The 20,497-nt window shown below is 72.3% G+C and carries 19 protein-coding genes and 1 pseudogene; 11 read left to right on the top strand and 9 right to left on the bottom strand.

Features of this window, described 5'->3' with window-relative positions:
* The first annotated feature begins 10 nt into the window (after positions 1 to 10).
* A complete protein-coding gene (locus GA0070616_RS17310; protein WP_091083480.1) occupies positions 11 to 781 on the top strand; it encodes an isoprenyl transferase in 771 nt (256 codons plus the stop codon).
* A 13-nt stretch (positions 782 to 794) separates the two neighbouring features.
* On the opposite strand, the gene otsB is transcribed toward GA0070616_RS17310, so the two are convergent.
* From otsB to GA0070616_RS17325, 3 genes are all read right to left on the bottom strand, one after another.
* A complete protein-coding gene (otsB, locus tag GA0070616_RS17315; RefSeq protein WP_091083483.1) occupies positions 795 to 1,619 on the bottom strand; it encodes a trehalose-phosphatase in 825 nt (274 codons plus the stop codon).
* A gap of 67 nt (positions 1,620 to 1,686) precedes the next feature.
* Positions 1,687 to 2,040 carry a hypothetical protein gene (locus tag GA0070616_RS17320; RefSeq protein WP_091083487.1) on the bottom strand — a complete coding sequence of 118 codons (354 nt, stop codon included), beginning with the start codon at positions 2,038 to 2,040 and terminating at the stop codon, positions 1,687 to 1,689.
* 159 nt (positions 2,041 to 2,199) lie between these two features.
* On the bottom strand, positions 2,200 to 2,637 hold the full coding sequence (locus tag GA0070616_RS17325) for an XRE family transcriptional regulator (protein WP_091083490.1): 438 nt from the start codon (positions 2,635 to 2,637) through the stop codon (positions 2,200 to 2,202).
* Positions 2,638 to 2,901: 264 nt separating this feature from the next.
* Here GA0070616_RS17325 and GA0070616_RS17330 point away from each other — a divergent pair, with 264 nt between their 5' ends.
* The 6 genes from GA0070616_RS17330 to GA0070616_RS17355 all read left to right on the top strand — a co-directional run bounded on the left by GA0070616_RS17330 (position 2,902) and on the right by GA0070616_RS17355 (position 8,290).
* Positions 2,902 to 3,243 carry a hypothetical protein gene (locus GA0070616_RS17330; protein ID WP_091083494.1) on the top strand — a complete coding sequence of 114 codons (342 nt, stop codon included), beginning with the start codon at positions 2,902 to 2,904 and terminating at the stop codon, positions 3,241 to 3,243.
* A 28-nt stretch (positions 3,244 to 3,271) separates the two neighbouring features.
* The gene (locus GA0070616_RS17335) at positions 3,272 to 3,610 is read left to right on the top strand and encodes a hypothetical protein (protein ID WP_091083497.1); all 339 of its coding nucleotides are present in this window, start codon (positions 3,272 to 3,274) and stop codon (positions 3,608 to 3,610) included.
* 414 nt (positions 3,611 to 4,024) lie between these two features.
* Positions 4,025 to 5,437, top strand: a complete 1,413-nt coding sequence (gene phoH2, locus GA0070616_RS17340) for an RNA 5'-3' helicase PhoH2 (RefSeq protein ID WP_091083501.1) — start codon at positions 4,025 to 4,027, stop codon at positions 5,435 to 5,437.
* 278 nt (positions 5,438 to 5,715) lie between these two features.
* Positions 5,716 to 6,399, top strand: coding sequence for an aggregation-promoting factor C-terminal-like domain-containing protein (locus GA0070616_RS17345; protein WP_091083505.1), 684 nt, complete (start codon positions 5,716 to 5,718; stop codon positions 6,397 to 6,399).
* 166 nt (positions 6,400 to 6,565) lie between these two features.
* Positions 6,566 to 7,219: a rhomboid family intramembrane serine protease gene (locus GA0070616_RS17350; protein ID WP_091083509.1), complete on the top strand. Its 654-nt coding sequence runs from the start codon at positions 6,566 to 6,568 to the stop codon at positions 7,217 to 7,219.
* 102 nt (positions 7,220 to 7,321) lie between these two features.
* Positions 7,322 to 8,290, top strand: coding sequence for an NAD(P)/FAD-dependent oxidoreductase (locus GA0070616_RS17355; RefSeq protein ID WP_091083512.1), 969 nt, complete (start codon positions 7,322 to 7,324; stop codon positions 8,288 to 8,290).
* A gap of 98 nt (positions 8,291 to 8,388) precedes the next feature.
* On the opposite strand, the gene GA0070616_RS17360 is transcribed toward GA0070616_RS17355, so the two are convergent.
* Positions 8,389 to 9,345: a DMT family transporter gene (locus tag GA0070616_RS17360; RefSeq protein ID WP_245712993.1), complete on the bottom strand. Its 957-nt coding sequence runs from the start codon at positions 9,343 to 9,345 to the stop codon at positions 8,389 to 8,391.
* A gap of 20 nt (positions 9,346 to 9,365) precedes the next feature.
* The gene (gene glpX, locus GA0070616_RS17365; protein WP_091083515.1) at positions 9,366 to 10,397 is read right to left on the bottom strand and encodes a class II fructose-bisphosphatase; all 1,032 of its coding nucleotides are present in this window, start codon (positions 10,395 to 10,397) and stop codon (positions 9,366 to 9,368) included.
* Between the two features lie 161 nt (positions 10,398 to 10,558).
* Here glpX and GA0070616_RS17370 point away from each other — a divergent pair, with 161 nt between their 5' ends.
* Both GA0070616_RS17370 and GA0070616_RS17375 read left to right on the top strand, forming a co-directional pair.
* The gene (locus GA0070616_RS17370) at positions 10,559 to 11,266 is read left to right on the top strand and encodes a DUF4245 domain-containing protein (RefSeq protein ID WP_091083517.1); all 708 of its coding nucleotides are present in this window, start codon (positions 10,559 to 10,561) and stop codon (positions 11,264 to 11,266) included.
* Between the two features lie 186 nt (positions 11,267 to 11,452).
* Positions 11,453 to 12,301 carry a hypothetical protein gene (locus tag GA0070616_RS17375; protein ID WP_091091004.1) on the top strand — a complete coding sequence of 283 codons (849 nt, stop codon included), beginning with the start codon at positions 11,453 to 11,455 and terminating at the stop codon, positions 12,299 to 12,301.
* A 129-nt stretch (positions 12,302 to 12,430) separates the two neighbouring features.
* Here the strand turns inward: GA0070616_RS17375 and GA0070616_RS17380 are convergent, their stop codons facing one another.
* Positions 12,431 to 12,664, bottom strand: coding sequence for an exodeoxyribonuclease VII small subunit (locus tag GA0070616_RS17380; protein WP_091091007.1), 234 nt, complete (start codon positions 12,662 to 12,664; stop codon positions 12,431 to 12,433).
* Between the two features lie 36 nt (positions 12,665 to 12,700).
* Positions 12,701 to 13,924, bottom strand: coding sequence for an exodeoxyribonuclease VII large subunit (xseA, locus tag GA0070616_RS17385; protein WP_425412957.1), 1,224 nt, complete (start codon positions 13,922 to 13,924; stop codon positions 12,701 to 12,703).
* Positions 13,925 to 14,048: 124 nt separating this feature from the next.
* Here xseA and GA0070616_RS17390 point away from each other — a divergent pair, with 124 nt between their 5' ends.
* On the top strand, positions 14,049 to 15,041 hold the full coding sequence (locus tag GA0070616_RS17390) for a 4-hydroxy-3-methylbut-2-enyl diphosphate reductase (protein ID WP_091083524.1): 993 nt from the start codon (positions 14,049 to 14,051) through the stop codon (positions 15,039 to 15,041).
* Between the two features lie 41 nt (positions 15,042 to 15,082).
* Complete coding sequence (locus GA0070616_RS17395) at positions 15,083 to 15,532, top strand: hypothetical protein (protein WP_091091012.1); 450 nt, start codon at positions 15,083 to 15,085, stop codon at positions 15,530 to 15,532.
* 281 nt (positions 15,533 to 15,813) lie between these two features.
* Here GA0070616_RS17395 and GA0070616_RS17400 read toward each other — a convergent pair whose 3' ends face one another.
* Together GA0070616_RS17400 and GA0070616_RS17405 are read right to left on the bottom strand one after the other, a co-directional pair.
* A complete protein-coding gene (locus tag GA0070616_RS17400; protein ID WP_091083526.1) occupies positions 15,814 to 19,080 on the bottom strand; it encodes a S8 family serine peptidase in 3,267 nt (1,088 codons plus the stop codon).
* 148 nt (positions 19,081 to 19,228) lie between these two features.
* Positions 19,229 to 20,448, bottom strand: a pseudogene (locus tag GA0070616_RS17405) (DNA recombination protein RmuC).
* Positions 20,449 to 20,497: the final 49 nt, after the last annotated feature.

Raw genomic sequence — 20,497 nt, forward strand, 5'->3', positions numbered from 1 at the left:
CTGCAAGGTGATGACTCTCCGGAACCTCCTCTACTCCGTCTACGAGCGCCGGCTGACGGCCCGGCTCGCGGGCCGGCCGGTGCCCCGGCACGTCGGCGTCATGTGCGACGGTAACCGCAGGTGGGCCCGGGAGATGGGCTTCGTCGACCCGAACGACGGCCACCGGATGGGCGCGGAGCGGATCAAGGAGCTGCTGCGCTGGTGCGACGCGGCCGGCGTGGGGCACGTGACGCTGTGGCTGCTGTCCACCGACAACCTCTCCCGGCCGGCGGCGGAGCTGGATCCGCTGCTCCAGATCATCGAGGATCTCACCACCGAGCTGGCCGAGGAGGGCAACCCCTGGCGGCTGCGGATGGTCGGGGCGCTCGACGTGCTGCCGGCGCACCACGCGGTGGCCCTCAAGGCGGCCGAGGAGCGCACCCGGGACCGTAGCGGCGGGGCCCAGGTCAACATCGCCGTGGGGTACGGCGGCCGGCGGGAGATCGCCGACGCGGTGCGGTCGCTGCTGCTGGAGCACGCGGCCAAGGGCGGCACGATCGAGGAGCTGGCCGGCACCCTCGACGTCGACCACATCTCCGAGCACCTCTACACCCGGGGTCTGCCGGATCCGGATCTGATCATCCGGACCAGCGGCGAGCAGCGGCTGTCGGGCTTCATGCTCTGGCAGTCGGCGCACTCGGAGTTCTACTTCTGCGAGCTGAACTGGCCCGACTTCCGCCGGGTCGACTTCCTGCGGGCGCTGCGCTCGTACGGCACCCGGCAGCGGCGGTACGGGGCCTGACCGGTCGCCCCGGTCAGGCCAGCTGGTGGACGGCGCGGGTGAGGAAGTCGCCCAGCGCGGCGGGGGACTCGATGGTGAGGTCGGCTGCTTCGGCGACCTCGTGACCGGTCTCCGGGTTGGCGACGGCGACGCAGACGCCGACGAACTGCGGGTCGGCGTCGGCCCGGGCGCGCAGTGCCGCGAACGCCTTGATGTCGGAGACGTCGTCGCCGAAGTACCAGGCACCGGCCGCGTCCCGGACCACCTCGTCGATCACCATGCCCTTGTCCCGGTCGACGGGTGGTTTGATCTCCAGCACCATGCGGCCGCCCTGCACCCGCAGCCCGAGCTGGTCGGCCTGCGCCCGGCCCCACCGCTCGACCGGCTCGGCGAGCTGCGGTGCGGTGCGCCAGTGCAGCGCCACGGAGAGCCGCTTGTATTCCACCAGGGCACCGGGGGGCAGCTCGGCGCGGGCGCGGTCGGCCAGCTCGACCATCGTGGGCATCCAGGGCAGCGCGGCGGGCTCGGTGACGGTGTCGCCACCGGAGTGCGAGTGCTCCAGCCCGTACAGGCCGTAGAGGTCGACGCCGGCGAGCGTGCCGAAGTGGGCACGCAGGAAGTCCACCGGGCGTGCGGAGACGATGGCGATGCGCCGTACGGCCGGAGCGAGCGCCTCGAGCGCGGCCAGCACCTTGGGCGCGGGCTGCACGGCGGTGGGGTCGTCGTCGACCGGCGCGAGCGTCCCGTCGAAGTCGAAGAAGAGCACGGTTCTGGCCGCCCGGTCGGCGGTGGCCCGCCATGCCTGGTCGGCGTCCAACGGGGTCCTCGGCTGCTGGTTGCCCAGATTCAACGGCGGCACGCGCGACAGCGTACCCCGCGCGGCGCGGCTCAATCCCGGCGCGGAAGCGACGTGCGGCGGGCAGGGGTCAGCGTTCGGCGGCTCCTCGTCCCCGGCGCCCGAACGGCACCACGGCCGCGTCCTGGCCGTGGCTGAGCAGGTAGCCCTCCACGAACCCGGTGTTCCGGTCGCCGGCGCGCTCCTCGATCTCCCGCAGTCGCTCCACCAGGAACTCGGTGAGCGCGGTGACCCGGTTGTCGAGCCGGTCGTGCAGTTCGGCGACGACTGCCAGGACGACCGCGGTGCCGGCGGTGGTGAGCGCGAACAGGTTGACGAGCAGCGGTAGCTGCCCGCCGTTCACCGCGAGGGTGACCACGTTCCCCGTCGCGCACAGTGTCATCGAGACCGTGGCGACCACGACTGTCAACCATTTGAGGGTCATGGACAGACCCCTCCTTCTGTCCCGCAGGGCTGGGTTCGGCCTTGTCCCGTCCCCCCGCCGACGACGAGCCCAAGCAGTACGAACAGGACGCTAGCGCGCCCGTTCCGGCCCCGGAGCGAAACGAATGGGTCTGACCTGCCGTCTTTCGCCATCTGAGAACTAGCCGGCCTGTTTGCCCCGCTTGCGGCTGTCGAGGGGCAGAGTCGGGCGGTACGCGAGATATCTGATTGTTTCCCGGATGTGGAACTTCTCCGCGTCGGAGACCTGCGGGTCCACCAGCCGGCGCAGCAGCGCCTCGACGTCGGGGTCCATCGGGGGCGGAGCGGCGTCCCGTGGTGCGCCGGCCCGGTCCCAGCCCAGCGCGGCGAAGGCTGCCGTGGGACTCAGGCCGAGCCCCTCGCAGAAGGCGACCACCCGCTCCGCCTCGGGATCGCTGGCCCAGTCCCCCCGGACCCAGCGGTTGATGGTCTGCCGCGAGACCCCGGTGCGTCGGGAGACCTCCGTGCCGCTCCAGGCCCGGGTCGCGCGGGCCTCGTCGAGGGCGCGGCGGACGAAGGTGGCGAAGGCGATCTTCCGTGCGTTGGTGGTCTCGGTCACCTCGTGACGGTACGACCAGGCGGGTCCGCAGGGCTGCCCCGGCACGCCCATGTCACGCCTGCGGGACGGAGGGTGCGGTGGGCGGGTAAACGATCCAGCGGCGCTTCTGAGGGGGTGTCACCTGGTCAGGATAGCTGGACGTGGGGGTGGGAGAACCGGACGAAAAGCTGATACTGTAACGCTCGTGGGACAATCTACGGTGTGTCACGTGCATGAGACGATCAGTGCTCACATGTGTCACGCTGCCGGTGCGAGGAGGGCGGGGTGACCGAACTGGCTACTCGTGCCCAGGCGTTCGGCCTGGTCGCGAAGGGGGTCGCCGCCGGGCTGAGCGCGCCGTGGCGCCTCTACCTCGCCCAGGGCTGCCGATTCCTCTCGCTCAGCGTCGCGGACCGGGCCGAGTGGGACGCCTGGCGCACCCACCTCGGCTGCCCGGAACTCAGCGTCCGGGTCTACGACGCCGGAGGTGAGATCCGCCGCGCCTCGGTGGCCGAGGTGGTGCTGGACAACTGCCGGATCAGCGTCGAACTGATCGAGGAGATCAGCACCGCCGACATCGACCGGCTCCTGGTCCCCGACCCGGTGGTCGGGCCGGAGGAGCGATGAGTCGTCCGAGACCGGCCGGGGCCGCCGGATGAGTCCCTTCCTCGCCCTCTTCCTCGTCCTGCTGCTGGGCGCGACGAGCTACGCCGCCGGCAGGCTGCACGGCCAGCTCAGTTACCGGATCGGCTACCGGTTCGGCTACCGGCAGGGCTACTTCGACGGCGACCGGGGCGCCTGGAACCGCCGCCGCCGCGACGCCCAGGCCGCCATCGCGACCGCCCTGTCGGTCACCGCCGCGCCGGCCTCCGCCCGGGTCACGGGCACGGTGGTGCGCGGTGGCACCACGTACACCGGATCGTCGTTCGCCACACCCGCCGCCCCCGTCACCGGGCGGCACCCGGCTGGCGCCCTCGCCCGCCGGACCGGCTGACGGGTCGGCCCGGCCCGGGAAGGCCCGGACCGGGCCACGCCGGATCGGTGACGAGATGGTCCACCGGCCGGGATGCGCGCAGGGGGCATGCATCCCGGCCGGTCCCGTGCGGGTGGTGCCGCGGGGCGGTTCACGTGCGGGTGGTGCCGCGCGGCGGATCGCGTGCGGGTGGTGCCGCCCGGCCGGTGGGACGCGCCGACCCCGGCTGCCCTGCCGTGCGCGCGGCGCACGACCACCCTCTAGTCGGGACGGGCTCCGGCGGCTAGCGTCTAGGCATGGCACGGGGTTGTCCCGGGCCAGCCGGCCCGCCCGGCCTGCGACCTCGCGCACGGGGCACGCATCCGACCCCGTTCCGCCGGGCACCGGAGGAGGCGGACCGCGGGTGGCCGGGTGCCCATCCGCCGGAGCAGGCCTGTGACGACTCGTCGTACCAATGCCGGGGCCGACCAGACCCCGACCGCGACTGCCACCCGCCGGAGCGCCCGCAGCCGCCGCGCCGCGGCCGCAACGCCCGCGGACTCCCGGGAGCCTCGACCAGCCGGCCAGGCATTCGTCCTGGACACCTCGGTGCTGTTGTCCGACCCGGCGGCCTTCCACCGCTTCGCCGAGCACGAGGTGGTCCTGCCTCTCGTGGTCATCTCCGAGTTGGAGGGCAAGCGGCACCATCCGGAGCTGGGCTGGTTCGCCCGACAGTCCCTGCGCATGCTGGACGAGCTGCGGGTACGCCACGGCCGGCTGGACCAGCCGGTTCCGGCCAACGAGGCCGGCGGCACCCTGCGGGTCGAGCTGAACCACACCGACGACGGGGTGCTTCCGCCCGGCTTCCGCACGGAGTCCAACGACGCCCGGATCCTCTCGGTCGCCCTGAACCTGGTTGCCGAGGGGCACGACGTCACCCTGGTCAGCAAGGACATGCCGCTGCGGGTGAAGGCCGCCTCCGTCGGCCTGCGCGCCGACGAGTACCGGCACGGGCAGGCCAGCGACCCGACCTGGACGGGGATGTCCGAGCTGGAACTGGCCGAGGAGCAGATCGGTCGGCTGTACGCGGGCGAGTCGCTCGACGTGGACGCCGCCGCCGGCCTGCCCTGCCACACCGGGCTGGTGCTGCACTCCTCGCGGGGGTCGGCCCTGGGCCGGGTGCTGCCCGACAAGACCGTACGGCTGGTGCGCGGCGACCGGGAGGCGTTCGGACTGCACGGCCGTTCCGCCGAGCAGCGGGTGGCGCTGGACCTGCTGCTCGACGAGTCGATCGGGATCGTCTCGCTCGGCGGCCGGGCGGGCACCGGCAAGTCCGCGCTCGCCCTCTGCGCCGGGCTGGAGGCGGTGATGGAGCGCCGCCGGCACAAGAAGGTGGTCGTCTTCCGTCCCCTGTACGCCGTGGGTGGCCAGGAGCTCGGCTACCTGCCCGGCTCCGAGTCGGAGAAGATGTCGCCGTGGGCCCAGGCGGTGTTCGACACCCTCGGCGCGGTGATCCACGAGAACGTCCTGGAGGAGGTGACCTCGCGGGGGCTGCTGGAGGTGCTGCCGCTGACCCACATCCGGGGTCGCAGCCTGCACGACGCCTTCGTCATCGTGGACGAGGCGCAGTCGCTGGAGCGGGGGGTGCTGCTGACGGTGCTGTCCCGGATTGGTCAGGGGTCCCGGGTGGTGCTCACCCACGACGTCGCGCAGCGGGACAACCTGCGGGTGGGGCGGCACGACGGCGTGACCGCGGTGATCGAGGCGCTGAAGGGCCATCCGCTCTTCGCGCACGTCACGCTCAGCCGTTCGGAGCGGTCCCCCATCGCCGCAATGGTGACGGATCTGCTGGAGGACATCCCGCTCTGATGCCCTTTTCGTGGGACTCCATGCGTATTATCTTAGTGACCCACATCACAAATGAGGCTCACCGTTTCCCAAGGGCCTCACTGTGCGCGATGGTGTCCTGCGGGCGCCCACGCACCGGGCACACCACCGCTGATCGTTCGTCACGCGACGAACGGGACGCCGGTGCCGGTGCGTCGACGGTGACCGGTACGCCGGTCACGGGCGCCCGCAGCGCGCGTGCGGCCCGCTCTCCGGGCCGTCCCGCGCAGTGCCCATGCCCCCGACGAAGGGACCACTCCGTGAGTCGGCTCTCCCGCCGGTTCGCCGCCCGCGCGGCCGCCGTGGCGCTGCTCTCCGTGGGCGTCGCCGGCGGCTTCTACCTCGGCGAAGACGACCGCGAGTCAACCCGCCCGGGCCCGGCCGAGCACGTCGCCGGTGCCGTCGCGCAGGTGGACGTCGACTACCGCCAGGAACAGCGGGTCTCCCGCCAGGTGCGCACCGCCCGGCAGCAGGCCGCCGAGGTCCGCCAAGCCGCCCGAGCCGCTGCCGAGAAGGCCCGCAAGGCCGAGGTGGCCCGCAAGAAGGCGGCGGCGGAGAAGAAGGCCCGGGAGGCTGCGGCCAAGGCTGCGGCGGCTGCCAGCAAGCCGTACGACGGCCCGATCCCCGAGTCGTGCACCGAGTTCAGCGGCAACCGCGAGGTCGGCTGCGCGTTGATGCTCAAGGCCGGGTTCGGCATCGACCAGTTCCCGTGCCTCGACAAGCTCTGGACCAAGGAGAGCGGCTGGAACCACAAGGCCCGCAACCCGTCGTCCGGGGCGTACGGCATCCCGCAGGCGCTGCCCGGCAACAAGATGGGCTCGGTCGGCAGCGACTGGCAGACCAACCCGGCCACCCAGATCACGTGGGGACTCGGCTACATCAAGGGCCGCTACGGCACCCCCTGCAAGGCCTGGTCCCACTCACAGAACGTGGGCTGGTACTGAGCCGGCCTGACTGCGATCGAGCCGGACCCGATCCGACGGGGGCGGGGTGTGGACGACGTCCACACCCCGCCCCCGTGTCGGAGGGCCAGCACACCGTCGCCACGTCGGGGACGACGGCCGCCGGCAGAAGTGGCGGTTGCGGCGGAATGCTGATAGCTCTTGACGGGTGACCCTGCAACCCGGAAGCGGTGACCCGCACCGGTTCGGCACCGAGGCCTTCTACGGGTCCCTCGGCCGGGCCTTCGTCGCCATGTGCGCCGTGGTGCCGGTCCTGTTCCTCATCGAGGCCGTCGACTACTGGCTGGGCGCCGGCTTCGACGCCGCTGCCGGCATCGCCCCCCAGCGCATCGACGGGCTCGACGGGGTCTTCTTCTCACCGTTCCTGCACCACGGCTTCGACCACCTCTACAGCAACAGCATCCCGCTGATCCTGCTCGGCACCTTCGTCCTCGCCGCCGGTGCCCGCCGGTTCCTCTGGTCGACCCTGGTGATCGTCCTGGTCAGCGGGCTGGGTGTCTGGTTCACCGGGTCGCCCAACACCGTCGTGGTCGGCGCCAGCGGGGTGATCTTCGGCTATCTCGGCATCCTGCTCACCCGGGGCATCGTCGAACGCAGCTGGTGGAACTTCGCCGTGTTCCTGCTGGTGGGTCTCCTCTACGGCGGCCAGTTGGTCGGGGTCCTGCCGACCGACGCGCGCATCTCCTGGCAGGGGCACCTGTTCGGGCTGATCGGCGGCATCGTGGCGGCGGTCATCTTCCGTCGCCGCCGCGACGACTCCGGGGGGCCCTACCGCTCGGAGTCCTCGCTCACCATGCCCTGAACCACGCCGTACCGGGATGTCCTTGCCCCCGGGCAGGTGTCGGCCCTACTGTTCTGAAGATCAGCGCACGTTGATCCGTGGAGCGAAAGCGACGGTACGCCCATGCGCGAGGTCGATGTCGCCGTGATCGGGGCCGGGCCGACCGGTCTCTTCGCCGCCTACTACGCCGGCTTCCGTGGGCTGTCCGTTGCCGTGGTCGACGCGCTGCCGGAGCCAGGTGGGCAGATCACCGCCATGTACCCGGAGAAGCTCATCCACGACGTGGCCGGGCTCCCCGCGGTCAAGGGGCGGGACCTGGTGGCCAACCTGGTCGCCCAGGCCGCCCCCTTCGACCCCACCTACCTGCTCGGCACCCGCGCGGAGAAGCTCTCCCACGTCGACGGCCGCCCGGTGCTCGGGCTGGCCGGTGGTGAGCAGCTGACCTGCGGGGCCGTGATCGTCACGGGCGGGTTGGGCAGCTTCACGCCCCGACCGTTGCCCTGCGCCGACGGCGTTGCGGGCAGCAGCATCGTCTACTTCGTGCCCCAGCCGGCCGAACTCGCCGACCGGGACGTTTTGATCGTCGGCGGCGGCGACTCCGCCTTCGACTGGGCGGCCACGCTCGTGCCGATCGCCCGCTCGGTCACCCTGGTGCACCGGCGGGAGAAGTTCCGGGCCCATGCGGCGTCCGTGGCCCGCGTGCTGTCCATGCCGGTGCGGGTGGTGGTGAACGCCGAGGTGACCCGGCTGCACGGCGAGGGCGAGATCACGGCCGCCGAGATCACCGTACGCGGTGGCGAGACCGAGACGCTGCCGGTCGACACGGTGGTGGCCGCGCTGGGCTTCACCGCCGACCTCGGGCCGCTGGCCGAGTGGGGGCTGCGCCTGGACCGGCGGCACATCCTGGTGGACAGCGCGATGGCGACCAATCTGCCCCGCGTCTTCGCCGCCGGGGACATCACCGAGTACCCGGGCAAGGTGCGGCTCATCGCCACCGGCTTCGGCGAGGCCGCCACCGCCGTCAACAACGCGGCGGTGGCCATCGACCCGTCCGCGCACCTGTTCCCGGGGCACTCCTCCGACGGGACCTGACGCCGACGACGGTGACCGGGCTTCCGGGCCGGCGAGGTGGCCTGCACAGCCGGGCCCGGCTGGGCGTCCGGAGCGTCGGCGACGGGCCGGTCGAGCGCTCAGCGGCGGATCCACCGGTGCCGGGGGCCGAGCGCCGCGATCGCGACGGCCATCAGGGTCAGGGCCGCGCCGAGCAGGGTCGTCGGCCCCGGGCGGGACGCTTCGGTGGGCAGGACGACGTCCAGCAGCACCGCGCCCACGATCTGCCCCGCGATGGTCGCCAGCCCCAGCAACAACACCCCGGTGAACCGGACGATCGCGGCGGCCACCGCGATGAACACGACGCCGATCGGCCCGCCCAGGTAGTACCAGAACTCGGGTGGCAGGCTGCCCGGCGGGCGGCCCCGGATCGCGAGGTCCACCGCGAACGCGACCAGCAGCGCCAGCGTACCGACGGTGAAGTTGACCAGCGTGGCGGTGAGCGCACTGCCGGCGGCCGCCCGCACCCGCCCGTTCACCGCCTGCTGCCAGGCGATCGCCACACCGGCCAGCAGCGGCAGTACGGCCAGCCCGAGGGTGCCCGGCTCGCCGAGGCGGTCACCCACGGCGAGCAGCACCGCCACCACGGTCAGCGCCGCGCCGGCCAGCCGCGATCCGGTGACCGGCTGGCGTCCCGCCGGACCGATGCCGGCCCGGTCGACGGCCAGGCTGCTGCCCGACTGGCCGGCCACCACCGCGACGGTGAACACCGCCACGCCGAGGGTGCCGACCGTGACTCCCTGGGTCACCACCAGGAACGCGCCGCACATCCCACCGAGGCACTGCCAGGGGCGCAACGCACCCGAGACCAGCGCACGACGCAGGGTGAGCACGCCGCGTCGCCCGGCCGGCAGGGCGGGAACCAGCACCAGCAGCAGCACCAGGCCCACCCCGAACGAGATCACCGCGGTGGCGATGCCGTCGCCCAGGCGTACGCCCAGTGCGCCGTTGATCCGGGACTGCACGGCCACGGCCACCCCGGAGGCGAGGGCGACCGTCACGCCGGTCACCCGGCGGGCCGCCGACAGGGGCGGCAGGGCGGTCGTCCCGGCGGTGATCACTCCTGTTCGGCCAGGGGGCGGCCGTCGAAGTCGACAGCCGAGTAGAGGGCCAGCTTCTCCAGGCGGTGGTAGGAGTCGATCACCCGGATGGTGCCGCTCTTCGAGCGCATGACGATCGACTGGGTGTACGCCCCACCGGCCCGGTAGCTCACCCCGCGCAGCAGGTCGCCGGAGGTGACGCCGGTGGCCACGAAGAAGCAGTTGTCCCCGGTGACCAGGTCGTCGGTGGTCAGCACGCGGTCGAGGTCGTGCCCGGCGGCCAGGGCCCGCTCCCGCTCCTGCGCGTCCTTCGGCCACAGCTTGGCCTGCAGCATTCCGCCCATGCACTTGAGGGCGCAGGCTGCGGTGATGCCCTCCGGGGTGCCGCCGATGCCCATCAGCACGTCCACGTCCGACTCGCTCCGTGCGGTGGCGATCGCACCGGCGATGTCGCCGTCGGAGATGAACCGGATGCCGGCGCCGGTACGCCGGATCTGCGCCACCAGGTCGTCGTGCCGGGAACGGTCGAGGACGCAGACGGTGACGCCCGACACGTCGGTGCCCTTGGCCCTGGCGATCCGCCGCAGGTTCTCGGTCGGCCCGGCCTCGATGTCGACCACGTCGGCGTACGCCGGACCCACGGCCAGCTTCTCCATGTAGAACACGGCGCTCGGGTCGAACATCGCACCCCGCTCGGCGACCGCGAGCACCGCCAGGGCGTTCGGCATGCCCTTGCTCATCAGCGTGGTGCCGTCGACCGGGTCGACCGCGACGTCGACCTCCGGGCCGGTGCCGTCGCCGACCTCCTCGCCGTTGAACAACATCGGCGCGTTGTCCTTCTCACCCTCGCCGATCACCACCACGCCCCGCATCGGGATCGAGTTGATCAGCTTGCGCATGGCGTCGACGGCCGCCCCGTCGCCGCCCTCCTTGTCGCCCCGGCCGACCCAGCGGCCGGCGGCCATTGCCGCCGCCTCGGTGACCCGGACCAGGTCGAGGGCGAGGTTGCGGTCGAGATCCTGCGGGGTCCGCGTCGTGGTGTTCGTCATGACGGCTCCTCCTCGCGACGATGCGGGGTAGACCGGACCGGCGGGGCTCGGCGTCGCCCTGCCGGCTTTGTCGCTGATCCTCACACGATCGCCGACGCGGGGTGGGGGCGGGGCGGCGATGGCGTGGATACCGCCGGTCGGACGGCTGCCAGAATGGCGAGGTGGAACCCGCACAGCCTGCCGACCGCGTACCCGCCGAGCACCCGTCGGCCGACGGCCAGCCGCCGGCCGACCGCCCGTCGCCGTCCGCGCCCGCCGACGGACCGGACCAGGCCGGCCCACCGGCCGCGCCCGGAGCGCTGCCGGTGGGCCCGGCGGAGACCGGCGAGTGGCCCGCGCCGCCACCCGCCGCCGACCGCGGCAGGTCGGAACGGTCACCCAAGGACATGGCGATCTCGCTGCTGGTGCTGCTGATCCCGATCGCCCTGCTGCTCGCCTTCTACCGGGGCTTCCTCGGCGGAGACCAACCGACCACGGTCGACCCGGCACCTGCCGTCGACCAGGCCCGCTCGGCCGGGGCGTTCCCGGTGAGCGTGCCGAGCGGGCTCGGTGAGGACTGGCGCACCGTGCGGGCCGCCTACCGGACCGCAGACGGCGGCGCCATCCTGCGGATCGGGTACGTGACCCCGGAGGGGCGCGGCGCCCAGCTCGTGCAGAGCGACGTGCCGCCGGAGCAGCTGCTGCCCGCCGAGCTGACCGACGCGGCGCAGCCGCAGGGGCAGACCGACCTCGGTCCGCGCACCTGGCAGCGGTACACCGCCCGGGGCAACGAACAGGCCCTGGTTCTCCTGGAGCCCGACCGTACCGTGATCGTGGTCGGTGACGCCCGGGACAACGAGCTGCGGGAGCTGGCCGGTTCCCTCGAATGAGACACGGCCAGCGGGCTCCCGGGCCGGCCGGTGGCCGCCGTTGGCTGCCCCTGGGCGTTCCGACGCCGGGACGCCGACCGCGCGGACCGGACGACGGGTGATTGCCCGACGGCCGGGCAGGGAACAACAGGAGGTGGCATTCTCCGGCGCCACCAGATGCGTCGGGTGACCTCCTTGGAGAAGCGCATGAAGGTTCGACGGCTGAGCGCCGGCCTGATGGCCGCCGCACTGTTCACTCCCGGCCTGGCCGCCTGCACCGCCGCCGACGACGGTCCGGCGGGCAGTTCCGCCTCGCCCACCACCGCCGCGCCCGCGACCGCGCCCACGTCGGGCGGACCGGTCGACGGCTCGGCCGAGCAGGCGCTGCTCGACTCGACCCGGGAGATCAGCAACGGCAACTTCCGGTTCACCATGTCGGCTCTGGGCTCCACCACCGAGGGGCAGGTGCACGAGCCGAGCCAGAGCGCCGAGATCACTGTCCGCATCGGCGAGCCGGGCGACGACCTGGCGATGAACCTCGACCTGATCCACACCCGGTCGGACAGCTGGGTCAAGGTCGACCTCGGTGGCGCGGCGGCCGGCAGCGTACCCGGCCTCGACAAGCTGAACCTCGGCAAGTACCAGCACCTCGACCAGAGCCGGATCAAGGGCGACCGGAACCTCGGCTTCGACTTCGACAAGGTCGACCCGGCCGGCAGCGACGTGCTGATCCAGGGCATCACCGAGGCGCGGCGGACCGGCGACGGCACCTACGCGGGCACACTGGACCTGTCGAAGGCCGCCGAGGCCGGCTCGCTGGACCCCGCCACGATCACGGCGCTCGGCGGGCAGGCACAGGCCGTCCCCTTCACCGCCGAGCTCGACCCGCAGGGTCGGCTCAGCGAACTGGTGCTGGAGATCCCGGCTGCCGGCCAGGTGGCGGCCCAGCAGATCCGGATGACCTACAGCGACTACGGCAACGCCACCGCGGCCCGGAAGCCGCCCGCGGACCAGGTCGTCGAGGCCCCGCCGGAGCTGTACAGCCTGGTGGACTGATGCGTGTGGGCCGGCCGCCGACACAGCGCGGAGCGCCGGCGGGCCCGCACCGGGCCCGTCAGGATGACCGGGCCCGTGAGGAGCACCGGGTTGCCGCTCGCGGCGGCGACCGACGCGGCGGGCGTGCCGTCAGGAGGCGGAACCCTGGCGGGCGGGGTCCTGGCGGGCGGCGTCGATCCGGGCCCGGGCGCCGTCGAGCCAGCCCTGACAGACGTCCGCCAGTTCCTCCCCGCGCTCCCACAGCGCCAGCGACTCCTCCAGCGAGGTGCCGCCCGCCTCCAGCCGCTCCACCACCGACGCCAGTTCGGCGCGGGCCTGCTCGTAACTGAGCCGCTCGTCCGGCCCGGCGTTCTTGTCGCTCATCCCACCCATCTCAGCACACCCGGCTCCAGGGCCGTGTCAGGCGTCGACGGTGGCGGTGAGTTCCCCGTCGGCGAGGCGTACCCGCAGGGAGTCGCCGGCCGCGACGTCGCCGGCCGCGCGGACGACGTCGCCGTCGGCGCGCTGGACGATGGCGTACCCCCGGTCGAGGGTCGCGGCGGGCGACAGCGCCCGCAGCCGGGCGAGGGTGTGGCGCAGGTCGTCGTCGGCGGCGGCGAGCCGGTGGTCGAGGCAGCGCCCGGCGCGCAGGCGCAGCCCCGTCACGTCGACGGCCCGCTGTTCCACCATGACCTGGGGCCGGGCGAGCACCGGTCGGGAGCGCAGCGCGTCGAGACGGTGGGTCTCCCGGTCGACCAGGTGACGGACGGCCCGTTCCAGCCGGTGACGGGCGTGGCCGATGAGGCGTACCTCCTCGGTGAGATCCGGCACCACCCGCTTGGCCGCGTCGGTGGGGGTGGACGCGCGGACGTCGGCGACGTAGTCGAGCAACGGGGTGTCCGTCTCGTGGCCGATCGCGCTGACCACCGGGGTACGACAGGCGAAGACAGCCCGGCACAGGGCCTCGTCCGAGAAGGGCAGCAGGTCTTCGATCCCGCCGCCGCCCCGGGCAATGATGATCACGTCGACGCCCGCGTCGGCGTCGAGGACCTTCAGCGCGTCGACGATCTGCGGCACCGCGCCCGGCCCCTGCACGGCGACGTTCACGGTACGGAAGTCCACGGCGGGCCAGCGGCGGCGGGCGTTGGTGAGCACGTCCCGTTCGGCGGCGCTCGCCCGGCCGGTGATCAACCCGACGCGGCGTGGCAGGAACGGTGGCCGCCGCTTGCGCGCCCGGTCGAACAGCCCCTCCGCGGCGAGCAGCTTCTTCAGTTTCTCCAGCCGGGCCAGCAGCTCGCCCAGCCCCACCTGGCGGATCTCGTCGGCCCGTAGGCTCAGCGTGCCGCGTGCGGCGTAGAACTCGGGTTTGGCGTGCAGCACCACCCGGGCGCCCTCCCGCAGCTCGGGCGCGCCGGTGTCGAGGACGTCCCGGTTGGTGGTGACGGTGAGGCTCAGGTCGGCCGACGGGTCACGCAGGGTGAGGAAGACAGTGCTCGCTCCGGGGCGGCGGCTGATCTGCGCCACCTGCCCGTCCACCCAGACCCATCCGAGCCGCGCGACCCAGGCGCCGATCTTCTGGCTGACCACCCGCACCGGCCACGGCTCGTCGGAGCTGCTCTTCCCGCCCGTCTCCGCCACACTCACCCGCCCACCCTACGGTCGCCGGCGGTGATCAAGAAGTTCGCGTCTCCGGTGGGCGGGGCGGGCCGGGCTTGTGGTACCGGTCGCAGGCGCTGCCGACCGCGCGGGGGGCACGTACGATGGGCGGGTGACCCAGGCTGAAGCGACCCCACGGACCGGTAAGCGCGTGCTCCTGGCCAAGCCCCGCGGCTACTGCGCGGGCGTCGACCGGGCGGTGCAGACCGTGGAGGAGGCGCTGCGGCTCTACGGTGCGCCGATCTACGTGCGCAAGCAGATCGTGCACAACAAGCACGTCGTGCGGACGCTGGAGGCTCAGGGCGCGATCTTCGTGGAGGAGAACGAGGAGGTGCCCGAGGGCTCCACCGTGATCTTCTCCGCGCACGGCGTGGCCCCGGAGGTCTACGAGCAGGCGAAGCAACGGTCGCTGAAGGCGATCGACGCGACCTGCCCGCTGGTGACCAAGGTCCACCAGGAGGCCAAGCGCTTCGCCGCCGAGGACTACGACATCCTGCTCATCGGTCACGAGGGCCACGAGGAGGTCGTCGGCACCGCTGGCGAGGCCCCCGCCCACATCCAGCTCGTCGACGGCCCGGAAGGTGCCGACAAGGTCACCGTCCGCGACCCGAACAAGGTCGTCTGGCTCTCCCAGACCACTCTGTCGGTCGACGAGACCATGGAGACCGTGGCCCGGCTCAAGTCCCGCCTGCCGCTGCTCCAGTCGCCGCCCAGCGACGACATCTGCTACGCCACCAGCAACCGGCAGCACGTGGTGAAGGAGATCGCTCCCGAGTGCGACGTGGTCATCGTCGTCGGCTCGCGCAACTCCTCCAACTCCGTGCGCCTGGTGGAGGTGGCCCTCGACGCGGGAGCCCGGGCGGGTCACCTGGTCGACTTCGCCCACGAGATCGACGACGCGTGGCTGGATGGCGCGGCCACGGTGGGCCTGACCTCCGGCGCGAGCGTGCCGGACGAACTGGTCCAGGAGGTGCTCGCTCATCTCGCCGAGCGCGGTTTCACCGACGTGGACGAGGTGGTGACCGCCAACGAGCGGCTCACCTTCTCGCTGCCGCAGGAGCTCAAGCGGGACATGAAGGCCGCAGCCGCCGCTTCCGGCCGGTGAGCCGGCGGGAACGGTTCGGGCCGGTCGTGCGTCTGAAGGGTATGAGAAGCCTTCGTATCGCCGCCACCGCGCTGATCGTCTGCGCCGCGCTCGCGGCGTGCGGCGGTCAGGAAGCGGGTAACGGCCCCACCGACCCGACCCCGACTGGAGCGCCCACGGTGACCGACCTGCCCACCCCGGATCCGACCGGTTCGGTCACCCCGCCCACCGACCCGGCCGACCCGGTCGACCCCACCGCGCCGGTGTCCCCGCCGGTCACCAAGCGGCCGGCGAGTCCGTCGGCCACGGCCGGCTCGATGCTGACCGGCACCGTCGAGTCGGGCGTGGAGCCCGGCTGCCTGCTGCTCGACGGGTACCTGCTGCTGGGCGGACCACGCGACATCATCACCGAGGGTGCCCGGGTCACGGTCACCGGCCGTCCCGAGCCCGGCATGTTGACCACCTGCCAGCAGGGCATCCCGTTCCTGGTGACGACCGCCAAGCGCGCCTGAACCCGGCCTGACCGCCCCGTCGCTGCCGCCGCGACCTGCTTGCTGCACGGCGTGCCCCTTCTTGGGCTGCACCGTGCGTGCGGCGGGTGCCGGCTGCTCCGTTTGTGCCCTCAGCTCGACAGGGGCCACTGTGAGCACCCGGGGCCGGAACCCCCGCCGCCGGCGCCACACCTGCACCGCCACACCGGCGCACACGGCTGGCACCCGCGACCCCGGCCGTCCGATGGCAGGAGCCCGCCCCCGGCGGACCGGGGACGGGCTCCTGGGGTGTTACCGAAGGGTCAGTTGACCGCGCCGATGGACACCGCGCCGCGGCCGACGACCGCGCCCTCGGTGGTCACCACGGTCAGCTCGCCGTAGAGCTCCCGGCCCGCACCCGGGGTGGACAGGGCGGTCACCGCACCGGTGAGGGTGCCGGTGGCGCCGTGCGCCAGGGTGAGCGGGGTGGCCGACGCCGAGAGGGTGCCCAGCGACGGGGAGGAGAACGAGTCGCGGTAGTCGTAGGCGGTGCTGCCACCGGCCCCGTCGACCGCGTACGCGTCCACCACGACCCGGTAGGTGCCGGCAACCGGGTTGGTGACGGTCACCGCCTCCTCCGAGTCACCGTCGGCCTGCTGCCCGACCAGGGTGGCACCCCGGTAGACGAACAGGTCCAGGTCGGCGCTGGCGTTGGACGGGTTGCCGACGCGGGCGGTGAAGCTGGTCGCCCCCTCCGGCACCTCGACGGTGAACTCCTGCTGCTCCAGCTCGACGATGGTCGGCCGCTCCGAGTTGACGCTGGACAGCGGGCCGCCCTGGCCGGTCACGGCGACCGGGCCGAAGGTGTTGGTCAGCGACCAGGTCACCGGGGTCGCCGCACCGGCGGCAACCGACGGCAGCTCGACGACGGCCGGCTCGACCGCGACGCCCTGCACCCGCGCCTGGAGCTGGAACGGGTTGTTCAGCGCCGGCGAGGTACGCCGCGACTCCACCTCGATCTCCCAGACCCCGGCGATCGGGTTCTGGTAGTCCCGCTCCTGCGGCTTGCAGGTGGCGGCGTTCGAGAAGTTGGTGAAGCAGACCAGGCTGGAGGTGCTCTCCACCGGGACGCCGTACGGGTTGAAGGCGATGAACCGGGTCTGCGACCCGGTGGCGATGCCGGAGAGGTTCACCTGCAGCGCACCGGCACCCGGGGGCACCGTCACGAAGTACGACGTGGTGCTGTTGCGGTCCACCGAGCCTTCGGCCGAGTAGGAGAAGGCCGGCTTCTTGACGTCGTTCGAGGCGATCACGACGGCGGACACCTCAAAGTCGATCATCGCGGTGGCCGGGTCGTCGATCGTCACGATCGTGCTGTGCGCGCCCGTGGTCTTGGGCTTGGCGGTGACGTTGAGCGCGACGGTCTGGTTCAGCGGCAGCGAAATGGACTTCCGCGTCGAGAACGTGCCGTCGTTGCCCCGCAGGCCGACGTTGTGCCTGATGGTGCCGGCCGGACCGCTGGTGCGGGTCAACTTGACCTGGTAGGTCTTCGCCTGCTTGACCTTGTGGCCGCCGTCGGCGGAGCCGCAGCGGTTGTAGATGCCGGTGCCCCGGTTCGGGGTGCCGAGCTGGCCCGACAGCACGGTGCAGACCGCCGCCTCGGAGGTGTACGACCGGGTGGTCAGGTCCTTGCGCAGCAGCTTCCAGGCACCCGGCACGTTGAACATGCCGTAGCCCTGGCCGTACGTCGGGACGTCCTTGATCGGCTTGGCCGAGGAGTAGATCGCCCGGCGCAGTGCGGCCGGCGTGATGCCACGGTCGGTCGCCTTCGCGGCCGACAGCAGCAGTGCGGCGCCGCCGGCGGCCTGCGGGGAGGCCATCGACGTGCCGTTGAACATCGAGTAGCCCGGCGGGAGGGTGTACCCGGCCTCGGCGACCGGGCTGCCCGGCTGCCAGGTCAGGGTGGTGGAGATCGCGGAACCCGGCGCGGCGATGTTCGGCTTGGCGCCGCCGTCCTCACGCGGGCCGCGCGAGGAGAAGTTGAACAGGGCGTTCTTCTTCCGCACGGCCGAGCCGTAGTTGGCCAGCCAGGTGTCCTTGCTGACGCTCGCCGCGACGCTGACCACGTCGGTCGACGCCGACGGGTCGCCGATGGTGTTCACACCCGGCCCGGAGTTGCCGGCCGAGATGAACATCTGCACACCGTAGGTGTTGATCAGGTTGTTGTAGAGCTCGGCGCGGGCGTTGTTGCCGTCGTTCAGGGCCGGCAGGCCACCGATCGACATGTTGATGACGTCCACACCGCGGTTGATGACCAGGTCGGCCATGCCGGTGGTGAGGGCGGCGTAGGTGCAGCCACCACCCCACGAGCAGGCCCGGGCGGAGACCAGCTTCGCGCCGGGGGCCGCGCCGTCGAACGCGCCGTTGCCCAGCATGTCGTTGGCGGCGGTGATGCCGGCGACGTGCGTGCCGTGCGCGCTCTCCACGAGGCCGATGTTGACGTAGTCGACCAGGCCCGGACCGCCGACCGGGGTGGTGTCCACGCCCTTGCGGTACTCGACCACGAACGACATCCGCTCGGCGATCGCGGTCGCCGGGTCGTCGGTGCCGAAGTGGCCGATGTCGAACTTCTCCTTGTAGGGCCGCATCACGGCCTCGTCGGTGAAGTCGTTGTCCTGGTCGGTGTCGACCCAGATGTTGTTGGTGGCCGGGTCGAACAGGATGCCCCACGTGTCGGTCTTGTCACCGTCGCGGTTGACGTCGCCGGCGGCATCGCTGTTGTTCGTGACCGACTCGCTGAACCGGTTGAAGCGGTAGGTTCCGGCCGGGGCGGTCCAGGTGGCACCGGCGGCGCTGAAGGACGGGCCGCTCACCTCGGTGATCATCGGACGCCAGGTGGCGTCCTCGAACGGGTCCGTCGCGGTGACCCAGTCGACGATCTTGCGCTCGCCGGTGGTGGTCTTCTGCAACGCCGGGTGTTCGAGGTCGACACCGGAGTCCATGATTCCGATGGTGACGCCGCGGCCGTCCCACTCCGGGTGCTGCTTGACGAACTTGACCGCGCCGATCTCGTTCGTCGGCATGTAGGGGTTGTTCGCCCTGGTGTCCTCGCCCGGACCGCTGAACGTGCGTCCCTGCTTGGCGCCCTTCCTGCCGCCCGGGGCGACCTCGGGCCTCGGCTCGGGCAGCTGGATCGTCTCGTCGAGGTCAGCCGCCGAGACGCCGGGCAGCGTCGCCGCCTTGACGGCCTTGCCGGTCGGCACCTTGGCCAGGACGTACCCGATGGTGTCGTAGCGCTCGGTGACGGCGGCGCCGAGTCCCTTGAGGTCCTCCGCGACGTCCTTGGCCTCGCCCTTCTCGGTGGCGACGATCATGGTGACGGTCGGGGCCTTCTTGGCCTCCGCCTCGGCGAGCAGCTTGGCGTCGTGCGCGCCCAACGCCTCGGCGGGGGTGGCCTGCGCGGCGTCGGGGTTGGCGGGAGCGGCACTCGCGGTGGCGGCACCACCCGCCACGGTCACGGCGCTGGCTGCCATGACCGACGCGAAGAGCGCGGCGGAGGTACGCCGGCTCAGGTTTCGGGGTTTACTCACGTTCTCTTTCCTCCAGAGAACAGGGCCCTCAGATACAGGGCACGCGTGAGCGAAATACTTCGCGCTCCCGACCTTCGATGTCACTACCGCTTGGTAGGTTGTGACCATCTCGTGATACGGGCAGGCGCGCATTGTCACATCGATAATGTTAGAAGAGTTGACCGGTTGACCGGCTTCGATCATCCATTTCGGACTCCGACCCGACCTCGACATCGTCGAGCAGCTCGGGGGCCTGCGGCTGCCGGGGCGCCAACTCCACCTGGGCCGGGCTCGCCAACTCCTGGTCGGAAACCCCCAGGTCGGCGAGCTTGCGGGCGCTGACCAGCACCCGAGCCTCCAACGACCCCACCGCCCGGTTGTACGCGGTCACCGCCCCGCCCAGCGACGCGCCCAACTTGCCGACGTGATCGCCGAGTGTGGACAGCCGCCCGTACAGCTCGCGGGCCAGGGAGTGGACGGCCACCGCGTTGCGGGCGAGGTGCTCCTGCCGCCACGACCACGCCACCGTGCGTAACAGGGCGACGAGGGTCGCCGGGGTGGCCAGCACCACATTACGCCGGAACGCGTGCTCAAGAAGCGTCGGATCACGTTGCAACGCGACGTCCAGAAACGGGTCGGCCGGGACGAACAGGACCACAAACTCCGGTGTGGAATCAAATGCCGCCCAGTAGGACTTCGCCGCCAGAGCGTCGACGTGTGCCCGCAGATGCCGGGCGTGGGCGTCGAGGTGACTGTCCCGACCCCGCTCGTCGCGGGCCTCCATCGCCGTCAGGTAGGCGTCGAACGGGGCCTTCGCGTCCACCACCACCGACCGGCCACCGTGCAGGCGTACCACCAGGTCGGGGCGTACCCCCGGTCGTCCGTGGCGGCGGTGACCTGCTCGTCGAAGTCGCAGTGCTCCAGCAGTCCGGCCGCCTCCACGATGCGGCGCAGCTGGTGTTCCCCCCACCGACCCCGCACCTGCGGGGCGCGCAGCGCCGCCACCAGCTGCTTGGTCTCCGTCCGCAGCTCACCCGAGACGGCACCCATCGCGCGGACCTGTTCGCGCAGCTCCGCGTACGCGTCCACCCGGTCGCGCTCCAACTCGGCGACCCGCTGCTCGTAACGGAGCAGCGTCTCGTGCAGCGGCGCCACCGCCCGCGCCACCGCCTCCTGCGACTGGGCGGTGGCCTCGTAGTTCAGGGCCCGCATCGACTGTTCCAGCCGACCCTCACCCGCGCGGGCGGCGCGCAGCGTGGCGTCCAGCCGGGCGATCTCGGCCGCCGCGCGGGACCGGGCCGCCAGCCAGCCCACCGCACCACCGGCACCGAGGCAGACGACCACCACGGCCAGCGTCGAGAAGTCCACCCCCGGAGCTTGCCAGAACATGGCGTACGCCGCCGGGAGCGCCGGCCCGACCGGAGGCGATCGGTCGGCC

Source organism: Micromonospora nigra (genome assembly GCF_900091585.1).
GTDB lineage: Bacteria > Actinomycetota > Actinomycetes > Mycobacteriales > Micromonosporaceae > Micromonospora > Micromonospora nigra.